Annotated in this window: 16 protein-coding genes and 1 pseudogene; 6 read left to right on the top strand and 11 right to left on the bottom strand. The window is 63.9% G+C overall.

Annotated elements, in window-relative coordinates:
- Positions 1 to 36 precede the first annotated feature (36 nt).
- Positions 37 to 816: an AraC family transcriptional regulator gene (locus tag ACLEJP_RS15750; protein WP_440807845.1), complete on the top strand. Its 780-nt coding sequence runs from the start codon at positions 37 to 39 to the stop codon at positions 814 to 816.
- Between the two features lie 64 nt (positions 817 to 880).
- Here the strand turns inward: ACLEJP_RS15750 and ACLEJP_RS15745 are convergent, their stop codons facing one another.
- From ACLEJP_RS15745 to ACLEJP_RS15725, 5 genes and pseudogenes are all read right to left on the bottom strand, one after another.
- Entirely contained in the window at positions 881 to 1,609 is a 729-nt protein-coding gene (locus ACLEJP_RS15745) for a methyl-accepting chemotaxis protein (RefSeq protein ID WP_437179865.1), read from the bottom strand.
- A gap of 129 nt (positions 1,610 to 1,738) precedes the next feature.
- Positions 1,739 to 2,626 (bottom strand): annotated as a pseudogene (locus ACLEJP_RS15740) (cache domain-containing sensor histidine kinase); the annotation flags it as partial.
- Between the two features lie 360 nt (positions 2,627 to 2,986).
- Entirely contained in the window at positions 2,987 to 3,397 is a 411-nt protein-coding gene (gene cueR, locus ACLEJP_RS15735; protein WP_440807843.1) for a Cu(I)-responsive transcriptional regulator, read from the bottom strand.
- Positions 3,394 to 5,793, bottom strand: a complete 2,400-nt coding sequence (locus tag ACLEJP_RS15730) for a heavy metal translocating P-type ATPase (protein ID WP_440807840.1) — start codon at positions 5,791 to 5,793, stop codon at positions 3,394 to 3,396. Before ACLEJP_RS15730 ends, cueR begins: the two co-directional genes overlap by 4 nt.
- Before the next feature lie 53 nt (positions 5,794 to 5,846).
- Positions 5,847 to 6,233: a hypothetical protein gene (locus ACLEJP_RS15725; protein ID WP_225780266.1), complete on the bottom strand. Its 387-nt coding sequence runs from the start codon at positions 6,231 to 6,233 to the stop codon at positions 5,847 to 5,849.
- Positions 6,234 to 6,376: 143 nt separating this feature from the next.
- Between ACLEJP_RS15725 and ACLEJP_RS15720 the strand changes: the two genes are divergently transcribed.
- Together ACLEJP_RS15720 and ACLEJP_RS15715 are read left to right on the top strand one after the other, a co-directional pair.
- Positions 6,377 to 6,574, top strand: a complete 198-nt coding sequence (locus tag ACLEJP_RS15720; RefSeq protein ID WP_440807838.1) for a heavy-metal-associated domain-containing protein — start codon at positions 6,377 to 6,379, stop codon at positions 6,572 to 6,574.
- Between the two features lie 128 nt (positions 6,575 to 6,702).
- Positions 6,703 to 7,884 (top strand): multidrug effflux MFS transporter, encoded by a 1,182-nt coding sequence (locus tag ACLEJP_RS15715; protein ID WP_440807836.1) that lies wholly within the window; start codon positions 6,703 to 6,705, stop codon positions 7,882 to 7,884.
- Here the strand turns inward: ACLEJP_RS15715 and ACLEJP_RS15710 are convergent.
- Positions 7,835 to 8,032: a hypothetical protein gene (locus tag ACLEJP_RS15710; protein WP_440807833.1), complete on the bottom strand. Its 198-nt coding sequence runs from the start codon at positions 8,030 to 8,032 to the stop codon at positions 7,835 to 7,837. The two genes, ACLEJP_RS15715 and ACLEJP_RS15710, sit on opposite strands and share 50 nt — an antisense overlap.
- Positions 8,033 to 8,520: 488 nt before the next feature.
- Here ACLEJP_RS15710 and ACLEJP_RS15705 point away from each other — a divergent pair, with 488 nt between their 5' ends.
- Positions 8,521 to 9,234, top strand: a complete 714-nt coding sequence (locus ACLEJP_RS15705; RefSeq protein ID WP_440807831.1) for a transcriptional regulator — start codon at positions 8,521 to 8,523, stop codon at positions 9,232 to 9,234.
- A 19-nt stretch (positions 9,235 to 9,253) separates the two neighbouring features.
- Here the strand turns inward: ACLEJP_RS15705 and ACLEJP_RS15700 are convergent, their stop codons facing one another.
- The 5 genes from ACLEJP_RS15700 to ACLEJP_RS15680 all read right to left on the bottom strand — a co-directional run bounded on the left by ACLEJP_RS15700 (position 9,254) and on the right by ACLEJP_RS15680 (position 13,605).
- Positions 9,254 to 10,201 carry an adenosine deaminase gene (locus ACLEJP_RS15700; RefSeq protein ID WP_440807830.1) on the bottom strand — a complete coding sequence of 316 codons (948 nt, stop codon included), beginning with the start codon at positions 10,199 to 10,201 and terminating at the stop codon, positions 9,254 to 9,256.
- Positions 10,202 to 10,287: 86 nt separating this feature from the next.
- Positions 10,288 to 10,974 (bottom strand): SDR family oxidoreductase, encoded by a 687-nt coding sequence (locus ACLEJP_RS15695; RefSeq protein ID WP_440807827.1) that lies wholly within the window; start codon positions 10,972 to 10,974, stop codon positions 10,288 to 10,290.
- 363 nt (positions 10,975 to 11,337) lie between these two features.
- Positions 11,338 to 11,922, bottom strand: a complete 585-nt coding sequence (locus tag ACLEJP_RS15690; RefSeq protein WP_440807824.1) for an IMPACT family protein — start codon at positions 11,920 to 11,922, stop codon at positions 11,338 to 11,340.
- Positions 11,923 to 11,931: 9 nt separating this feature from the next.
- On the bottom strand, positions 11,932 to 12,594 hold the full coding sequence (locus tag ACLEJP_RS15685) for a TetR/AcrR family transcriptional regulator (protein WP_170028128.1): 663 nt from the start codon (positions 12,592 to 12,594) through the stop codon (positions 11,932 to 11,934).
- A gap of 90 nt (positions 12,595 to 12,684) precedes the next feature.
- On the bottom strand, positions 12,685 to 13,605 hold the full coding sequence (locus ACLEJP_RS15680) for a LysR family transcriptional regulator (RefSeq protein WP_186678996.1): 921 nt from the start codon (positions 13,603 to 13,605) through the stop codon (positions 12,685 to 12,687).
- A gap of 115 nt (positions 13,606 to 13,720) precedes the next feature.
- Here ACLEJP_RS15680 and ACLEJP_RS15675 point away from each other — a divergent pair, with 115 nt between their 5' ends.
- Both ACLEJP_RS15675 and ACLEJP_RS15670 read left to right on the top strand, forming a co-directional pair.
- A complete protein-coding gene (locus ACLEJP_RS15675; RefSeq protein WP_440807822.1) occupies positions 13,721 to 15,067 on the top strand; it encodes an aspartate aminotransferase family protein in 1,347 nt (448 codons plus the stop codon).
- 73 nt (positions 15,068 to 15,140) lie between these two features.
- Positions 15,141 to 16,634: a CoA-acylating methylmalonate-semialdehyde dehydrogenase gene (locus ACLEJP_RS15670; protein WP_440807821.1), complete on the top strand. Its 1,494-nt coding sequence runs from the start codon at positions 15,141 to 15,143 to the stop codon at positions 16,632 to 16,634.
- Positions 16,635 to 16,685: the final 51 nt, after the last annotated feature.

Genomic DNA, 16,685 nt, shown 5'->3' with positions numbered 1-16,685 from the left:
GTTAGGCTTGTCTGCTCAGAACTACAAGAAACCGCCATGCCGACCATCGGACAACCCCGCGCCATTCCGGCGCTGGACCGCCTGCCCAGGCCTTTGTATGCCCGTGCCGAAAGCCTTGGCGCCGGCTCCTGGACTACTCGCCACCAGCACGACTGGGTGCAATTTTCCTACGCCATCAGCGGTGTACTCGGCGTCTATACCCAGGAAGGCAGCTACTTCGCCCCGCCGCAGTGGGGGGTGTGGATACCCGCCGATGCCGAACATGAAGTGGTCACCTCGGTGCAGGCCGAAATGCGCAGCCTGTACGTGCGCCGTGACGCCTGCGCGTGGGCGCCGGAGCGATGCCGGGTGCTGGAGGTGACACCGTTGGCGCGCGAACTGATCAAGCAGTTCTGCCTGTTCCCGGCAGATTACCCGGAAGGCGACAGCGCCGAAGCGCGGCTGGTGGCGGTGCTGCTCGACCAGTTGCGCACGCTGCCCGAGGTCGGCTTCTCGCTGCCATTACCGCGCCATCCGGGATTGCTGGCATTGTGCAACGGCTTGATCGCTGCCCCGGAACAGCCGCAGACCTTGCAGCAATGGGCGCGCCAGCTGGGCTGTTCGGAAAAGACCCTGATGCGGCTGTTTCAGCGGGAAACGGGCTTGAGCTTTCGTAACTGGCGCCAGCGCATGCGGCTGTTGTCATCGCTGGCGTTGCTGGAGGCGGGGGAGAATGTCACCGAGGCGGCGTTGGGCTGTGGCTATGATTCCACTTCAGCCTACATCGCGGCGTTCAAGCAGCTGTTCGGTGCGACGCCGGGTGAGTTGAAACTCTGATCGTGGTCGCCGGTACTGGCTGCCTCGCGGCTGGTCCCGCGAAGCAGCCAGTACCGGCAACGCGTCAGGTACGGAACCTGCGCACCAGCGCATCCAGTTCGTTGGACAGCCCGGCCAGGCTCTCCGAATCCACCCGTGCCGCCTGGGCCAGTTCGGCGACCAGCTGCGCGTCCCCGTGAATCTGGCTGATGTGCCGGTTGATGTCCTCGGCGACCTGATGCTGCTCCTCGGCCGCCGTGGCGATCTGGGTGTTCATGTCACGGATCACGTCCACCGATTCGCGAATCTGCCCGAAGCTGTCACGGGCCATGCCGATGCGGCTGACCGATTGCTGCGACACTTCCAGGCTGGCGTGCATCTGCGCAGCCACTTCGGCGGTGCGGCTGGCCAGGTTGCCGAGCAGGCCGTCGATCTCGGCGGTGGAGTCGGCGGTGCGCTTGGCCAGCGCCCGCACTTCGTCGGCGACCACGGCGAAGCCACGGCCTTGCTCTCCGGCGCGGGCCGCTTCGATGGCGGCGTTGAGGGCCAGCAGGTTGGTCTGCTCGGCAATCGAGCGGATGGTGCCCAGGATCGACTGGATGGCGTTGCTGTCACGCTCCAGCTGCTGGATCGACTGCGCCGATTGCTCGATCTCCTGGCTCAGGCGGTCGACGCTGTGCACCGCTGCGTCGATCTGCTGCTGGCCTTCACGGGCCTGCTGCTGGCCGCTGTCGGCCGATTGCGCCGCCTGGCTGCAGGAGCGCGCCACTTCGTTGGCAGTGGCGACCATTTCGTGGAAAGCGGTCGAGACCATGTCCACGGCTTCGCGCTGGCGCCCTGCCGCTTCGGCCATGTCGCTGGATACACGGGTCGAACTGGTCGATGTACTGAGGATCTTGCCGGCTGCGGCGCCGATGTGCTGGATAAGGCTGCGAATGGCGCCGAGGAACTGGTTGAACCAGCTGGCCAGTTGTGCGGTTTCGTCGCGGCCACGAATTTCCAGGTTGCGGGTCAGGTCACCGTCACCTTGGGCAATGTCCTCCAGGCCGCTGGTGACGCTGTTGATCGGCCGTACGATCAGCTTGGCGAAGGCTGCACCCACCACGGCGAACAGCGCCGCCAGTACCACGGCGACGATGCCGATCAGCCAGGTCAGGCGGGTGGTGGTCTGCATCACTTCGCTTTGCTCGATCAGGCCGATCAAGGTCCAGCCCAGCTGTTCATCGGGGTAGATGTTGGCCATGTAGCGCACGCCACCCAGCTCCACTTCGGCCAGCCCCTTGCCATGCTTGGCCAGCTCGGCGTAGCCGTCGCCAAAACTCGCCAGCTGCTTGAAGTTGTGCTTGGCGTCACGCGGGTCGACCAGCACGTTGCCGTTGTTTTCCACCAGCAGCACGTAGCCGCTGTCGCCCAGCTTGATCTGCTGCACGATCTCGGTAAGGCCTTTGAGCGAGACGTCGACGTTGACCACGCCGCCGGGGTTGCCCAGCTGGTTGGCCACGGTACGCACGGTGCTGACCAGCACGGCGTCGTCAGGTGCCCAGTAGTAAGCTTCGGTGCGCAGGGTCTTGCCAGGGTTGGCCATGGCCAGCTGGTACCAGGGGCGGGTCCGTGGGTCGTAATTGACGAACTTCTGCCCGGCCGGCCAGCCGACGTAACCGCCGTCATTCACCCCATAGGACAGGTAGGCATAGGCGGGGTGCGAGGTAGCCAGGCGGGTCATGAACTCAAGCAGCTTGCTGGCCTGGTCGCCCAGTTCATAGGATGGGGTCGCGCTCATGTACTTGTTCAGTTCGCTACCGGTGGCGGCGACCAGTGGCTGCGATGCCATGTACTCGACGTTCTGGTTGATCCCCTGGAAGAAGATGTTCATCGCGTTGCCGACCTGGCGGATTTCCCGGCTGCTGCCGTCCAGGAACCCGTCGCGTGCCTCGCCACGCAGGTTGAGGACCACCAAGGTGGCCACCAGGACGATGGGCAAGCCGGCAATGACCGCGAATGCCCAGGTCAGTTTCTGTTTGATGCTCATCGACGCCCCCGGTTTTTATTGTTGCTACTCGAAGCAGGTAATAACTGCATCGGCAGCGTCCGGGTTTAATGTAGGAAAAATGCCCGTATTTATGGGACTTCGTCGCGATTGGTGACTATTCGGTCGTGTCTGACGTATATGGCATACCAAAAGCGTCGGTAGTCAGTGGCAACAGCTGCCTGCAGCGCCATTTGCCAGGTCTTTGAGGATCGGACAATCCGGGCGGTCGTCGCCCTGGCAGTGCGAAACCAGCTCGCCAAGGGTGTCACGCAGGCTCACCAGCTCCTCGATACGCCGGTTCAGCTCATCGATGTGTTGCAGGGCCAGCGCTTTCACATCGGCGCTGGCGCGCTGGCGGTCCTGCCACAAGGTCAGCAGCTTGCCAACCTCCTCGAGCGAAAAACCCAGGTCGCGGGAGCGCTTGATGAATGCCAGGCTGTGCAGGTCTTCCGCCTGGTACAGGCGGTAGCCGCTGTCGCTGCGCGCGGCGGGCTTGAGCAGGCCGATGGACTCGTAGTAACGGATCATCTTGGTACTGAGCCCGCTGCGACGGGCGGCCTGGCCGATGTTCATGAAGCCTCCTGGGTATCACGGGTGGGTTTCCAGGCCTTGAGCCACAACGCGTTGCTCACCACGCTGACGCTGGACAGGGCCATGGCGGCGCCCGCCAGTACCGGGTTGAGATAACCCAGCGCGGCCAGCGGGATGCCGATGAGGTTGTAGATGAACGCCCAGAACAGGTTCTGGCGGATCTTCGCGTAGGTCTTGCGGCTGATCTCCAACGCAGCCGGTACCAGGCGCGGGTCACCACGCATCAGGGTGATGCCGGCGGCCTGCATGGCCACGTCGGTGCCGCCGCCCATGGCAATGCCGATATCGGCGGCGGCCAGCGCCGGCGCATCATTGATGCCGTCGCCGACCATGGCGACCACGCCATCGCGCTTCAATGCGGCCACGGTTGCCGCCTTGTCGGCCGGCAGCACTTCGGCATGCACATCGTCGATGCCCAGCGCGTCGGCGACCACCCTGGCGCTGCCGCGGTTGTCGCCGGTCAGCAGGTGGCTACTGATGGCGCGTGCATGCAGGGCCTCGATCGCCTGCGCGGCGCCGGGCTTGAGGCTGTCACCAAAGGCGAACAGGCCCAGCACACGGGGCTGCGTGCCGCGTTCGATCAACCACGACAGGGTGCGCCCTTCGGCTTCCCAGGCCTGGGCCTGGGTGGCCAGGTCACCGGCTGGCAGGGCGCTTTCGTCGAGCAGGCGGCGGTTGCCCAGGGCCAGCTCGCGGCCTTCCACGCGCCCGGCGATGCCACGCCCGGCCAGCGCCTGGCTGTCGCTGACGCTGGGTACCTCCAGCCCTTGTTCGACACAGGCAGCCAGCACCGCCTTGGCCAGCGGGTGTTCGCTGCCGCGCTGCAGGGCGCCAGCCAGGCGGTGCAGGTCGGCGCTGCTGCCTACCTGCGCCTGGCTGTGCACGACCCGAGGGCTGCCGGAGGTGAGGGTGCCGGTCTTGTCGAACACCACGCGGTTGACCGCATGCGCGCGTTCCAGGGCTTCAGCATCCTTGATCAGGATGCCGTGGCGGGCGGCGACCCCGGTGCCGGCCATGATCGCGGCAGGGGTTGCCAGGCCGAGAGCGCAGGGGCAGGCGATGACCAGCACGGCAACGGCATTGATCAATGCGGTTTCCAGTGGCGCACCGGCCAGCCACCAGCCGACCAGGGTGATCAGTGCCAGCACCAGCACGGCCGGGACGAACACCTGGCTGACCCGGTCGACCAGCTTCTGGATCGGGGCCTTGGCGGCCTGGGCGTCTTCTACCAGGCGGATGATGCGTGCCAGCACGGTCTCGGTGCCGAGCGCCTGGGTACGTACCAGCAGCCGACCTTCGCCATTGATAGCGCCGCCGGTGACACTGTCGCCAGGCTGCTTGGGTACCGGCAGGCTTTCACCACTGATCAGGGCTTCATCGGCATGGCTGCTGCCGTCCTCGACCCTGCCATCGACCGGGAAGCGCTCGCCAGGCTTGACCAGCACCAGGTCACCGAGGCGTAGCTGGGCGATGGCGACGTCTTCTTCCCGGCCATCGACTACGCGCACGGCACGTTCCGGGCGCAGGGCTTCGAGGGCGCGGATGGCGCTGGCGGTCTGCCGCTTGGCACGGCTTTCCAGGTACTTGCCCAGCAGCACCAGGGCAATCACCACGGCCGAGGCTTCGAAATACAGGTGCGGCACCATGCCCGCCGATGCCCGCGCCCATTGGTACAGGCTCAGGCCGTAGCCGGCACTGGTACCCAGCGCCACCAGCAGGTCCATGTTGCCGGCGCCGGCACGCACGGCCTTCCAGGCCGCCACGTAGAAGCGCGCGCCGAGCACGAACTGCACAGGCGTGGCCAGCACGAACTGAGCCCAGGCGGGTAGCATCCAGTGCACACCAAAAGGTTGCAGCAGCATGGGCAGCACCAGCGGCAAGGCCAGCAACAGGGCCGCAGCGACGGCCAGGCGTTCGTTGCGCAGGCGCCGCTGGGCAGCAGCCTGGTCGTCCCTGGCCGTGTGCGGCAGGCTGGCGCTGTAGCCGGCCTTTTGCACTGCGTCGATCAGCAGGTTGTCGTCGACGCTCGGAAGCACTGCAAGGTGTGCCCGTTCGCTGGCCAGGTTGACGCTGACCTGCTCCACACCTGGCAGCTTGGCGAGGGCACGCTCCACCCGCCCGACGCAACTGGCGCAGGTCATGCCGCCGATCTGCAGCTCGACGGTGCGGGTGGGCACGCTGTAGCCGGCGTCACGTACGGCATTGACCAGGGCCGGCAGGCTGTTGGCCGGGGCCTGGACCCGCGCCTGTTCGGTGGCGAGGTTGACACTGACCTGCTCGGCGCCGGTGACCTTGCGCAGGGCGCGCTCGACCCGGCCGGCACAGCTGGCGCAGGTCATGCCGGTGATCGGCAGGTCGTAAGTGGTAGATGCGGACATGGGCTCTCCTCCTTGGGCATGCCGCCAGCATCAACCTTGCCACGCAGGTAAGGTCAATAGCCCAGGCCGGCTCGTTGCAACTCCAGCCCATGTTGCCCCATGGCGATGCGGTATTTGTTGATCTGGCCCGCCTGCAGGTTCAACCGTGTGCTGCGTTGGTCCTCGATACCCGGCGCGCAGCCCGGCATTTGCCCGGGCAGTACGCGCAGGCGCACGTCCACCGGGCCTGCTGGCAGGTTGAACGAGGTGGACTGCTCCTGGAATACGCGCCCGGAGAGCTGGTCGTTGAGATAGATGCCGATTTCGCAGCTGGTGGCCACTTCCAGGCGCTCGCGGGAAATGATCAGTACGCTGTAGTCCGCGTTGCCCTCGGCGCTGGCCGGTGGCACCGCAGCCAGCGTGCTCAACAGCCCGACGACGCCCAATACTGCCCTGAACATGAAGAATCTCCTGCTTGCCTGATCATCAAAGGCGCAGCTTGGCCGACGCGCGCGCGGATTTCCACCCCGGCAGTTGTCGGCAGGACTTGACCTTGCCCCGGTGGCAAGCTTGAGACTGGCCAAAACTGAAGGAGGTAACCCCCATGCAAGTGTTCAATGTACAAGGCATGACCTGCGGCCACTGTGTGAAGGCCGTGACCCGGGCCGTGCAGGAGCGGGATGCGGCGGCCAAGGTGGAAGTCGACCTGGCGGCCAAGCAGGTACGGGTGCAGACTGAGCTGGCGCAGGAGAAGATCCTCGGCGCCATTCGGGAAGAAGGCTATCAAGCCGAGGTGGCATGACCGGGCCAATGCTGACGTCCCGTGAAAGCGGCCATATCGGGCCGGCCAGATTGTTGCAAATGTTTTCGTACTGACGGGGTGCATAGCAGGTAGAATCATTTACTTGCTTAGCCTGCTATGGATTCCTGATGAACCTGCGAATGGTACTCATCCTGGGTGCACTCAGTGCGTTCGGGCCCTTGGCGATCGACTTCTACCTGCCCGCCTTCCCGGCCATGGCGCAGGCGTTCGCTACTGATGAAAAACACGTCCAGACCACCTTGGCCGCCTATTTCCTTGGCTTGTCCATCGGCCAACTGGCCTATGGTCCGGTGGCTGACCGCTTTGGTCGGCGCAAACCGCTGATGTTCGGCGTGACCCTGTTCACCCTGGCGTCGCTGGCCTGTGCCTATGCGCCCAACCTCGACACCCTGGTGCTGGCGCGCTTTGTCCAGGCACTGGGCGGTTGCGCCGGCATGGTACTGTCGCGGGCCATCGTCAGTGACAAGTGCGACCCGGTGGCCTCGGCCAAGGTATTTTCGCAATTGATGCTGGTCATGGGCCTGGCGCCGATCCTGGCGCCCATGCTGGGCGGTGTGCTGGTGAACGTGGCTGGCTGGCAATCGATTTTCCTCGCCCTGAGCCTGTTCAGTGCCGGTTGCCTGCTGGCGGTCGGCCTGGGCCTGCCGGAAAGCTTGCCCGAGCACATGCCGCGCCAGCCACTGTCTGGCGCCGTGCGCCAATACCTGCGGCTGTTCGCTGACCGGGTGTTCCTCGGTCACGCCCTGACCGGTGGGATAGCGATTGCCGGCATGTTTGCCTACATTGCCGGTTCACCTTTCGTGTTCATCAAGCTCTACGGCGTACCGGCCGAGCATTACGGCTGGTTGTTCGGCACCAACGCTGCCGGTTTCATCCTCGTGGCGCAGGTGAATGCCCGTTTGCTGGCCAGACGTGGGCCGGCATTCCTGCTGGCGCGGGCGGTCTGGCTGTACCTGGTGGCAGGCCTGGTGCTGCTGGGCGTGGCGGCGCTGCATCCGGCGCAGTTGTGGCCACTGCTGGTGCCATTGTTCATCTGTATCGCCAGCCTCGGCTGCATCATCCCCAACGCTTCGGCCTGCGCCATGAGCGGGCAGGGCGCGCGGGCCGGCAGTGCCTCGGCGCTGATGGGCTGCCTGCAGTTCAGTGTCGCTGCCGGCGCGGCGGCGCTGGTCGGGCTGTTGCATGACGGCAGTGCGGTACCGATGGCGTTGGTGATCAGCTTGTGCGGCGCGCTGGTCGTCAGTGTCGCGCTGTTGACCCGGCGCTTGCAGGCCAGGGCTCCCGCATGAGCGGGTGAGGTGCCTGCAGGCGGGTTTCCAGGGTGGCGACGAAGGCACGCGCTTCGGCCTCGCTGCGGAAACTGACCACGTGTTGATCGAGTTGCACCTGCCACGGGCAGGCAGGGTTTCGGCTCGTCGGACTGACGACAATTTTCATCGCGGCATACCTCCACGGGGAAACAGCCGCTCTAGTGTAGCGCCGCCCCTTCTGCCTGCCATGACCTGCAACAGCATCCTGACTGACGGTCGGGCAGGCTGGTTCGCCCAGTCCTTTTCCACCCTGGGGCGCAACGCCCATGAGCGCGTTGAACCTTCGCTTTGGTTCGCGTTATTTGTGGAAGCTAGCTGTCGGTCACATCCGAAGTTGTGTCTGGTGTTTCTACCGTGGGAACTCCCTGACCAGCGGTGTGTGCGATCTGGCTGCTTCAGCGCGCGGCTTGGACTGGTTTTGCAGGTTTGTTGTCTGTTCACCATGGGTACACCTACCCAGTTGTTTCCGGGCGAAGCTGCCGCCGCGGCAGGGCTGCCTGAGTGGCGTTTTTTGCGGCTTATACTGGCGAACCAGGCCAGTGCCAGCGAGAGGCGCTTCCCTGCCAGGGTTGGCCATCGCATCCACAAAGTGAACTTGCAGGGAGTTACAGGGACATGAACGCAGCCAGCAGTATCAGCCAGATCGCCAGCCTGATGGCCGACCCCAAGCGCAGTGCCATGTTATGGGCATTGATCGATGGCACACCACGCTTGGCCAAAGAGCTTGCGGTGATGACCGGCCTGACCTCGTCATCGGCCTGCGCGCACCTTTCCCTGTTGTCGTCTGCCGGCTTGCTCCGGCATGAAGCGCGGGGCCGCAAACGCTACTTCCGCCTGGCGACCCCGCAGGTCGGGGCCGCAGTGGAGGCGCTGGCCAGTGTCCAGCTGGAAAGTGCCAAGGCGACGCAGGCCAAGGCTCCGGTGACGCCTTTGCCGATGTCGGTACGCCGGGCGCGCCGCTGTGGTGATCATCTGGGCGGGGAGCTGGCCAGTGAGCTGTATCACCGCCTGGTGGTCGCCGGCTGGTTGGAGGGCAGTGGTCGGCAGTTGATGGTCAGTGATGAAGGGCGGGCGCAGTTGGCGCTGGTGGGGGTCTATATCGATGCGCTGGCGCCTCACCAGCATCGTGGCTGTGTGATCTGCCATTGCACCGAGTGCAACGACCAGGGGCCGCATCTGGGGGGCGTGCTGGGGCAGGCGTTGTTCAGGCTGTTCCTTCAATCCGGCTGGATGCGCGAGGCCGAAGACACACGGGCTTTGCATATTTCGGCACTGGGCATCCAGCAGATCAATCGCATTGCCCGCGTGGCGACGTTGCAGGTCGGCTGACCGCAACGCCGTCACTCATTCACACCAACCGCGCATCCAGGCTGTTCTGGGCCAGGCGACGGGCCTGGGTTTCGCTCATGCCCAGGTGGGTGTACAAGGCGTGGAAGTTTTCGGTGACGTAGCCACCGAAGTAGGCCGGGTCGTCCGAGTTGACCGTCACCTTCACGCCGCGCTCGAGCATGTCGAGGATGTTGTGCTGGCTCATGTGGTCGAACACACAGAGCTTGGTGTTCGACAGCGGGCACACCGTGAGCGGGATCTGCTCGTCGATGATGCGCTGCATCAGGCGCTCGTCCTCGATAGCGCGCACGCCGTGGTCGATGCGCTTGACCTTCAGCAGGTCCAGGGCCTCCCAGATGTACTCGGGTGGGCCTTCTTCACCGGCATGGGCAACGGCGACGAAGCCTTCGCTGCGAGCGCGGTCGAACACACGCTGGAACTTGCTGGGCGGGTGGCCCATTTCCGAGCTGTCCAGGCCAACGGCGATGAACGCATCACGGAACGGCAATGCCTGGTCGAGGGTTTTCTGCGCTTCGTCTTCGCTGAGGTGGCGCAGGAAGCTGAGGATCAGGCCACTGCTGATGCCCAGTTGCTTGCGGCCATCCTTGAGCGCCTGGTCGATGCCATTGAGTACCACTTCGAAGGGGATACCGCGGTCGGTGTGGGTTTGCGGGTCGAAGAACGGTTCGGTGTGGATGACGTTCTGCGCCTTGCAGCGTTGCAGGTAGGCCCAGGTCAGGTCGTAGAAGTCCTGCTCGGTGCGCAGCACGTCGGCACCCTGGTAATACAGGTCGAGGAATTCCTGCAGGTTGTTGAAGGCATAGGCGGCACGCAAGGTTTCCACGTCGGCCCACGGCAAGGCGATCTTGTTGCGCTCGGCCAGGGCGAACAGCAACTCGGGCTCCAGCGAGCCTTCCAGGTGCAGGTGCAGTTCGGCCTTGGGCAGGGCGTTCAACCAGTCATACATAGTGGGTCATCTCGATCAGGTACGGTTGCCGCCATTCTACAGGGCCTGGCCGTGCAATGTGCCCGGCCAGATTGCATCCTGGTGAGTCACCAGACCAGGGGTTCGCCCTTGTAGTTGATGAAGCGCAGGCCGCCGTGGCCGCTCTGGGCCTTGATCTGCTCGAGCATGCCGCGCGTGCTGGTCAGCACATCGATCTCGGCGTTTTCGCCGCCCATGTCGGTCTTTACCCAACCCGGGTGCATGGCCAGCACACACAGGTCAGGGCGTTGCTGTTCGACGACGAAGCTGTTGATCATCGAGTTGAGCGCTGCCTTGCTGGCCTTGTACAGGCAGATTTCGCCGCCGTCGGGGATGGTCACGCTGCCCAGGATCGAACTCATGAAGGCCAGCACGCCGCTACCTTCCCGCACCTGGTCGACCAGGCGGCGGGCCACGCGGATCGGTGCCACGGCGTTGGTCATGAACAGCTCACCAATGTCCTTGTTCTGCACGGCTTCGAGGTCCTGGGGCAGCGGCCCCATGATGCCAGCGTTGACGAAGACCAGGTCGAACACCTGGCCTTGCAGGCGCTGCTTAAGGCCATCCAGCTGGGCCGTGTCGTTCATTTCCAACTGCTCGATACGCACGCCGGGCACATCGGCCAGCGCCCCAGGCTGCTGCGGGTTGCGTACGGTGGCGGTAATGTTCCAGCCGTCCTCATGCAGGCGTTGCACCAGGCCAAGGCCCAGCCCGCGCGAGGCGCCGATGATGAGGGCCGATCTTGAAGAAGCCATGGGATCATTCCTTTATCGGTTTATGAAGAGGTAATGAGCATACGTCACTGTGGGTACCGGTGCCCGTTCTCTGAGTGGATAAAAATTGACCAGTGACCCACGGTCCTGCGTGGCCGGGCGCCTGGCCTGTTGGCGCACGGGTTATCCACAAGCTGTTCCACAGTTATTGTGTGCAAGTTCACAGGCAAGGCTGGAGTTTTTGCCAGCGCATTGGGGATAACTCGTTAGGGTTCAGCTGTCCGAAGCCATCCCAATGCGCTGGTTGAAAAATGAACAATGCTCTGCGAGCCCTGAAAACAGTGGCCTACAAGCGAGTGCCCCAAGCTTATCCACAGGCCGGCCCACAGTCGTTGTGGGCAATGTTCAACGCGCTTCGAGCAGAATGCGCCCGCGGCTCAGGTCGGCAAGTTGCTGCTGCAATGACGGCAGGTGGGCATCGCCGAGGGCAATCAGCAGATCAACACCATTGGCAGTGAACTGCTCGTCGAGCACCAACCCGTCAACCTCCGCCAGGCGCAACTTCACCAGCGCCAGTTCACTGAAACCGCAACTGCAGGTGAATTCGCTGCGCTGCACCAACACCCGCTTGGGGGCCTGTTGCAGGCATTTGTTGGCACCGCCGCCGTAGGCCCTGGCCAGGCCACCCGTGCCCAGCTGGATACCGCCGTACCAGCGGATCACCAGCACCACCACCTGGTCGCAGTCCTGCGCTTCGATGGCTGCCAGGATCGGTCGCCCGGCAGTGCCCCCCGGTTCGCCGTCATCACTGCTGCGGTACTGGGCACCCAGCTTCCAGGCCCAGCAGTTGTGCGTCGCGGCCAGGTCGCTGTGGCGCTCGATGAAACTCATCGCTTCGGCGGCACTGCTGATGGGGCCGGCGAGGGTGATGAAACGGCTTTTACGGATTTCCTCGCGGTATTCGCACAGGTCGAGCAGGGTAGAAGGCATAGATGACGGTCAGGCAGCCGGCTTGATGCCGCAGCCTTTCAGGATGATGTGGATAAGGTTGTTGCTGGCGTCTTCCATGTCCTGCTTGGTCAGGCGGCTGCGGCCGGTAACCTGGCAGATCTGCGTGGCGAAGTCGGCGTAGTGCTGGGTACTGCCCCAGAGCAGGAAGATCAGGTGCACCGGGTCGACCGGGTCCATCTTGCCGGCCTCGATCCAGGCCTGGAATACCGCGGCACGGCCGCGGAACCATTCGCGGTAGTCGGCGCTGAAGTATTCGGTCAGGCAGGTGCCGCCGCTGATCACCTCCATGGCGAAGATGCGCGAGGCTTGCGGGTTGCGCCGGGAGAATTCCATCTTGGTGCGGATGTACTGGCTCAGGGCTTCGGCCGGGTCGTCATCGACGCTCAAGGCGTTGAAGGTGCTGTCCCACAACTCGATGATGTTGCTGAGCACGGCAATGTACAGGCCGAGCTTGTTGGTGAAGTAGTAATGCAGGTTGGCCTTGGGCAACCCTGCCTTGAGGGCGATGGTGTTCATGCTGGTGCCCTTGAAACCGTGGCGGGCGAACTCGTCTTCGGCGGCCTGGATGATGGCCTGTTCGTTTTTCTGGCGAATGCGGCCCGCGGGTTTGCCCGAGGTGGCGAGGCGATGCGCAGGGACTTCTAGGGTCATGGACGATTCCGTACGGGTCAATGGCTGCGGCTGTCGGACAAGATTACCTGCCTGCGCCGAAGTGACAAGCGTTTGCGGCAAAGACTGGCATCAGCGTGTCGCAGCCAGGCTCTCGAGGAAGCTTTCCAGCACCAGGTTGGGCCGCCGGCCCTTGCGCGTTACCCAACTCAGGCTGAGGTCATAGAAGCGCTGCCGGGGTTTGAGCGCACGCAAGCGGCCTTGCTGTACCCAGAACGTGGCGTAATGGTCAGGCAGGTAACCGATGTAGCGCCCGGTAAGGATGAGAAACGCCATGCCCTCGCGGTCCGAAGCACTGGCCGTGCAGTTCAGGGCCTGATAATGCGCCTGGATCTCGGCTGGCAGGCGGAAGGTAGGGGCGATGGCTTCCTGGCTGTTGAGGCGGTCGTCATCGATCTGCTGGTCATCGGCATAGAACAGCGGGTGGCCGACGGCGCAGTACAGCAGCGAGCGCTCGCTGTACAACGGCTGGTATTCCAGGCCCGACAGCGGGCTGGTCTGCGGCACCACGCCGACGTGCAGGCTACCGTCGAGCACGCCGTGTTCGACCTGGCTGGGCGCGATCATGCGGATCTGGATGCGTACATCGGGGCCACGGTCCTTGAGTTCGGCCAGGGCATGGGTGATGCGCATGTGCGGCAAGGTGACCAGGTTGTCGGTCAGGCCAATGTTCAGTTCGCCACGCAAATGCTGGTGCAGGCCGTTGACTTCGGTGCGGAAGCTTTCCAGGGCGCTGAGCAATTGCAGGGCCGAATGGTAGACCTCGCGGCCTTCCTCGGTCAGCGAGAACCCGGCGCGACCGCGCTGGCACAGGCGCAGGCCCAGACGTTGCTCGAGGTCGTTCATTTGCTGGCTGATGGCCGAGCGACCTATGCCCAGCACGTTCTCGGCAGCCGAGAAGCCCCCGCACTCGACGACGCTGCGGTAGATCTTCAGCAGGCGGATGTCGAAATCGCTGACTTGGGCGAGGGGATCGGGGCGTCGGCTCATCAGTTTAGTCAGGGCCTGTCTGAAGATTAGAAATGTTGGCTTTTTCGGACTTTATCGCCGTGCCACCTTAGCTGCAACAACATCCATCGTTGCCTAGTCGTCTTCCGAGGAACCGCCGATGAACATGCCCGAAACCGCTTCCGCTGGTATCGCCAGCCAGCTCAAGCTGGATGCCCACTGGATGCCCTACACCGCCAACCGCAACTTCCAGCGCGACCCACGCCTGATCGTGGCGGCCGAAGGCAACTACCTGGTCGACGACAAGGGGCGCAAGATCTTCGATGCGCTGTCGGGGCTGTGGACATGTGGCGCCGGGCACACCCGCAAGGAGATCACCGAGGCGGTAGCACGCCAGGTCGGTACCCTGGACTACTCACCGGCCTTCCAGTTCGGCCACCCGCTGTCATTCCAACTGGCCGAGAAGATCACCGCGCTGACCCCGGGCGACCTGAACCACGTGTTCTACACCAACTCCGGCTCCGAGTGCGCCGACACCGCGCTGAAGATGGTGCGTGCCTACTGGCGCCTGAAAGGCCAGGCGACCAAGACCAAGATCATCGGCCGTGCCCGCGGCTACCACGGCGTGAACATCGCCGGCACCAGCCTGGGTGGCGTCAACGGTAACCGCAAGCTGTTCGGCCAGTTGCTGGATGTCGATCACCTGCCGCACACCGTGCTGCCGGTGAACGCCTTCTCCAAGGGCCTGCCGGAAGAGGGCGGTATCGCCCTGGCCGACGAAATGCTCAAGCTGATCGAACTGCATGATGCGTCCAACATCGCTGCCGTGATCGTCGAACCCCTGGCAGGTTCTGCCGGCGTACTGCCGCCGCCCAAGGGTTACCTGAAACGCCTGCGTGAAATCTGCACCCAGCACAACATCCTGCTGATCTTCGACGAAGTGATTACCGGTTTCGGCCGCATGGGGGCAATGACCGGTGCCGAAGCCTTCGGCGTGACCCCGGACCTGATGTGCATCGCCAAACAGGTGACCAACGGCGCCATCCCGATGGGCGCAGTGATCGCCAGCAGCGATATCTACCAGCCTTTCATGAACCAGCCGACCCCGGAATACGCCGTGGAATTCCCGCACGGCTACACCTACTCGGCCCACCCGGTAGCTTGCGCCGCCGGCATCGCGGCACTCGACCTGCTGCAGAAGGAAAACCTGGTGCAATCGGCGGCCGAGCTGGCGCCGCACTTCGAGAAGTTGCTGCACGGCGTGAAGGGCACGAAGAACATCGTCGATATCCGCAACTACGGCCTGGCCGGCGCGATCCAGATCGCTGCCCGTGATGGTGATGCCATTGTGCGTCCGTACGAAGCGGCGATGAAGCTGTGGAAGGCCGGCTTCTATGTGCGCTTTGGTGGCGACACCCTGCAGTTCGGCCCTACCTTCAACACCACGCCGCAGCAACTGGACCGCCTGTTCGATGCAGTGGGCGAGACCCTGCACCTGATCGACTGACCTGTCCGATTCTGAGGCCAGGCGCGCGAGTACAAGGTGCGCCTGGCTCAACCTTCTTTATCTGGAGTTTTGCATGAGCATTGTTCAGCACCTGATCAACGGCGAGCTGGTTACCAAGGGTGAGCGCAGCGCCGATGTTTTCAACCCGTCCACTGGCCAGGCTGTACGCAAGGTCGAGCTGGCCAGCCGCGCGACCGTGCAGCAGGCGATCGACTCGGCCAAGGCGGCCTTCCCGGCGTGGCGCAACACCCCACCGGCCAAGCGTGCCCAGGTCATGTTCCGCTTCAAGCAGTTGCTGGAGCAGAACGAAGCCCGCATCGCGCAGATGATCAGCGAAGAACATGGCAAGACCCTGGAAGACGCCGCCGGGGAACTGAAGCGTGGCATCGAGAACGTCGAGTTCGCCTGTGCAGCGCCAGAAGTCCTGAAAGGCGAGTACAGCCGCAACGTCGGCCCCAACATCGACGCCTGGTCCGACTTCCAGCCGCTGGGCGTGGTGGCCGGTATCACCCCGTTCAACTTCCCGGCCATGGTGCCGCTGTGGATGTACCCGCTGGCCATCGCCTGCGGTAACGCATTCATCCTCAAGCCTTCCGAGCGTGACCCGAGCTCGACCCTGTACATCGCCCAGTTGCTGCACGAAGCCGGCCTGCCGAACGGCATCCTCAACGTGGTGCAGGGTGACAAGGAAGCGGTGGATGCGCTGATCGAAGCGCCGGAGGTGAAGGCCCTGAGCTTCGTCGGTTCGACCCCGATCGCCGAGTACATCTATGCCGAAGGCACCAAGCGTGGCAAGCGCGTGCAAGCCCTGGGAGGTGCCAAGAACCACGCAGTGCTGATGCCCGATGCCGACCTGGACAATGCGGTCAGCGCGCTGATGGGCGCGGCCTATGGTTCTTGCGGCGAGCGTTGCATGGCCATTTCGGTAGCGGTGTGCGTGGGTGATCAGGTGGCGGATGCGCTGATTGCCAAGCTCGAACCGCAGATCAAGGCATTGAAGATCGGTGCTGGCACCTCGTGTGGTCTGGACATGGGCCCGCTGGTGACTGCTGCAGCCCGTGACAAGGTGGTGGGCTACATCGACGAGGGTGTTGCTGCAGGCGCCAAGCTGGTGGTGGATGGCCGTGGCTACCGTGTAGCCGGCAATGAGGATGGCTACTTCGTGGGCGGCACCCTGTTCGACAAGGTGACGCCGGAGATGCGCATCTATAAGGAAGAGATCTTTGGCCCGGTGCTGTGCGTTGTGCGCGTCAACAGCCTGGAGCAGGCCATGCAACTGATCAACGACCACGAATATGGCAACGGCACCTGCATCTTCACCCGTGACGGTGAAGCGGCGCGCCTGTTCTGCGACGAGATCGAAGTGGGCATGGTCGGTGTGAACGTACCGTTGCCAGTACCGGTGGCTTACCACAGCTTTGGTGGCTGGAAGCGTTCGCTGTTCGGTGACCTGCATGCCTATGGCCCGGACGGGGTGCGCTTCTATACCCGTCGCAAGGCGATCACCCAGCGCTGGCCGCAGCGCGCCAGCCATGAGGCTTCGCAGTTTGCCTTCCCTAGTTTGTAAGGGATATTGAGGAAGCGGGGAGGCCGGTAGGCCTCCCCGCTTTGTTTTTCA

Source organism: Pseudomonas sp. SMV7, from assembly GCF_052041995.1.
Classification (GTDB): domain Bacteria; phylum Pseudomonadota; class Gammaproteobacteria; order Pseudomonadales; family Pseudomonadaceae; genus Aquipseudomonas.
This window is presented reverse-complemented; position numbering and strand designations above follow the sequence as displayed.

Bases quoted from the DNA above. Each gene is read 5' to 3' on its own strand.
- ACLEJP_RS15750 (WP_440807845.1), top strand. From the start codon at position 37: ATGCCGACCATCGGACAACCCCGCGCCATTCCGGCGCTGGACCGCCTG.
- ACLEJP_RS15745 (WP_437179865.1), bottom strand. From the start codon at position 1,609: ATGGTCTCGACCGCTTTCCACGAAATGGTCGCCACTGCCAACGAAGTG.
- cueR (WP_440807843.1), bottom strand. From the start codon at position 3,397: ATGAACATCGGCCAGGCCGCCCGTCGCAGCGGGCTCAGTACCAAGATG.
- ACLEJP_RS15730 (WP_440807840.1), bottom strand. From the start codon at position 5,793: ATGTCCGCATCTACCACTTACGACCTGCCGATCACCGGCATGACCTGC.
- ACLEJP_RS15725 (WP_225780266.1), bottom strand. From the start codon at position 6,233: ATGTTCAGGGCAGTATTGGGCGTCGTCGGGCTGTTGAGCACGCTGGCT.
- ACLEJP_RS15720 (WP_440807838.1), top strand. From the start codon at position 6,377: ATGCAAGTGTTCAATGTACAAGGCATGACCTGCGGCCACTGTGTGAAG.
- ACLEJP_RS15715 (WP_440807836.1), top strand. From the start codon at position 6,703: ATGAACCTGCGAATGGTACTCATCCTGGGTGCACTCAGTGCGTTCGGG.
- ACLEJP_RS15710 (WP_440807833.1), bottom strand. From the start codon at position 8,032: ATGAAAATTGTCGTCAGTCCGACGAGCCGAAACCCTGCCTGCCCGTGG.
- ACLEJP_RS15705 (WP_440807831.1), top strand. From the start codon at position 8,521: ATGAACGCAGCCAGCAGTATCAGCCAGATCGCCAGCCTGATGGCCGAC.
- ACLEJP_RS15700 (WP_440807830.1), bottom strand. From the start codon at position 10,201: ATGTATGACTGGTTGAACGCCCTGCCCAAGGCCGAACTGCACCTGCAC.
- ACLEJP_RS15695 (WP_440807827.1), bottom strand. From the start codon at position 10,974: ATGGCTTCTTCAAGATCGGCCCTCATCATCGGCGCCTCGCGCGGGCTG.
- ACLEJP_RS15690 (WP_440807824.1), bottom strand. From the start codon at position 11,922: ATGCCTTCTACCCTGCTCGACCTGTGCGAATACCGCGAGGAAATCCGT.
- ACLEJP_RS15685 (WP_170028128.1), bottom strand. From the start codon at position 12,594: ATGACCCTAGAAGTCCCTGCGCATCGCCTCGCCACCTCGGGCAAACCC.
- ACLEJP_RS15675 (WP_440807822.1), top strand. From the start codon at position 13,721: ATGAACATGCCCGAAACCGCTTCCGCTGGTATCGCCAGCCAGCTCAAG.
- ACLEJP_RS15670 (WP_440807821.1), top strand. From the start codon at position 15,141: ATGAGCATTGTTCAGCACCTGATCAACGGCGAGCTGGTTACCAAGGGT.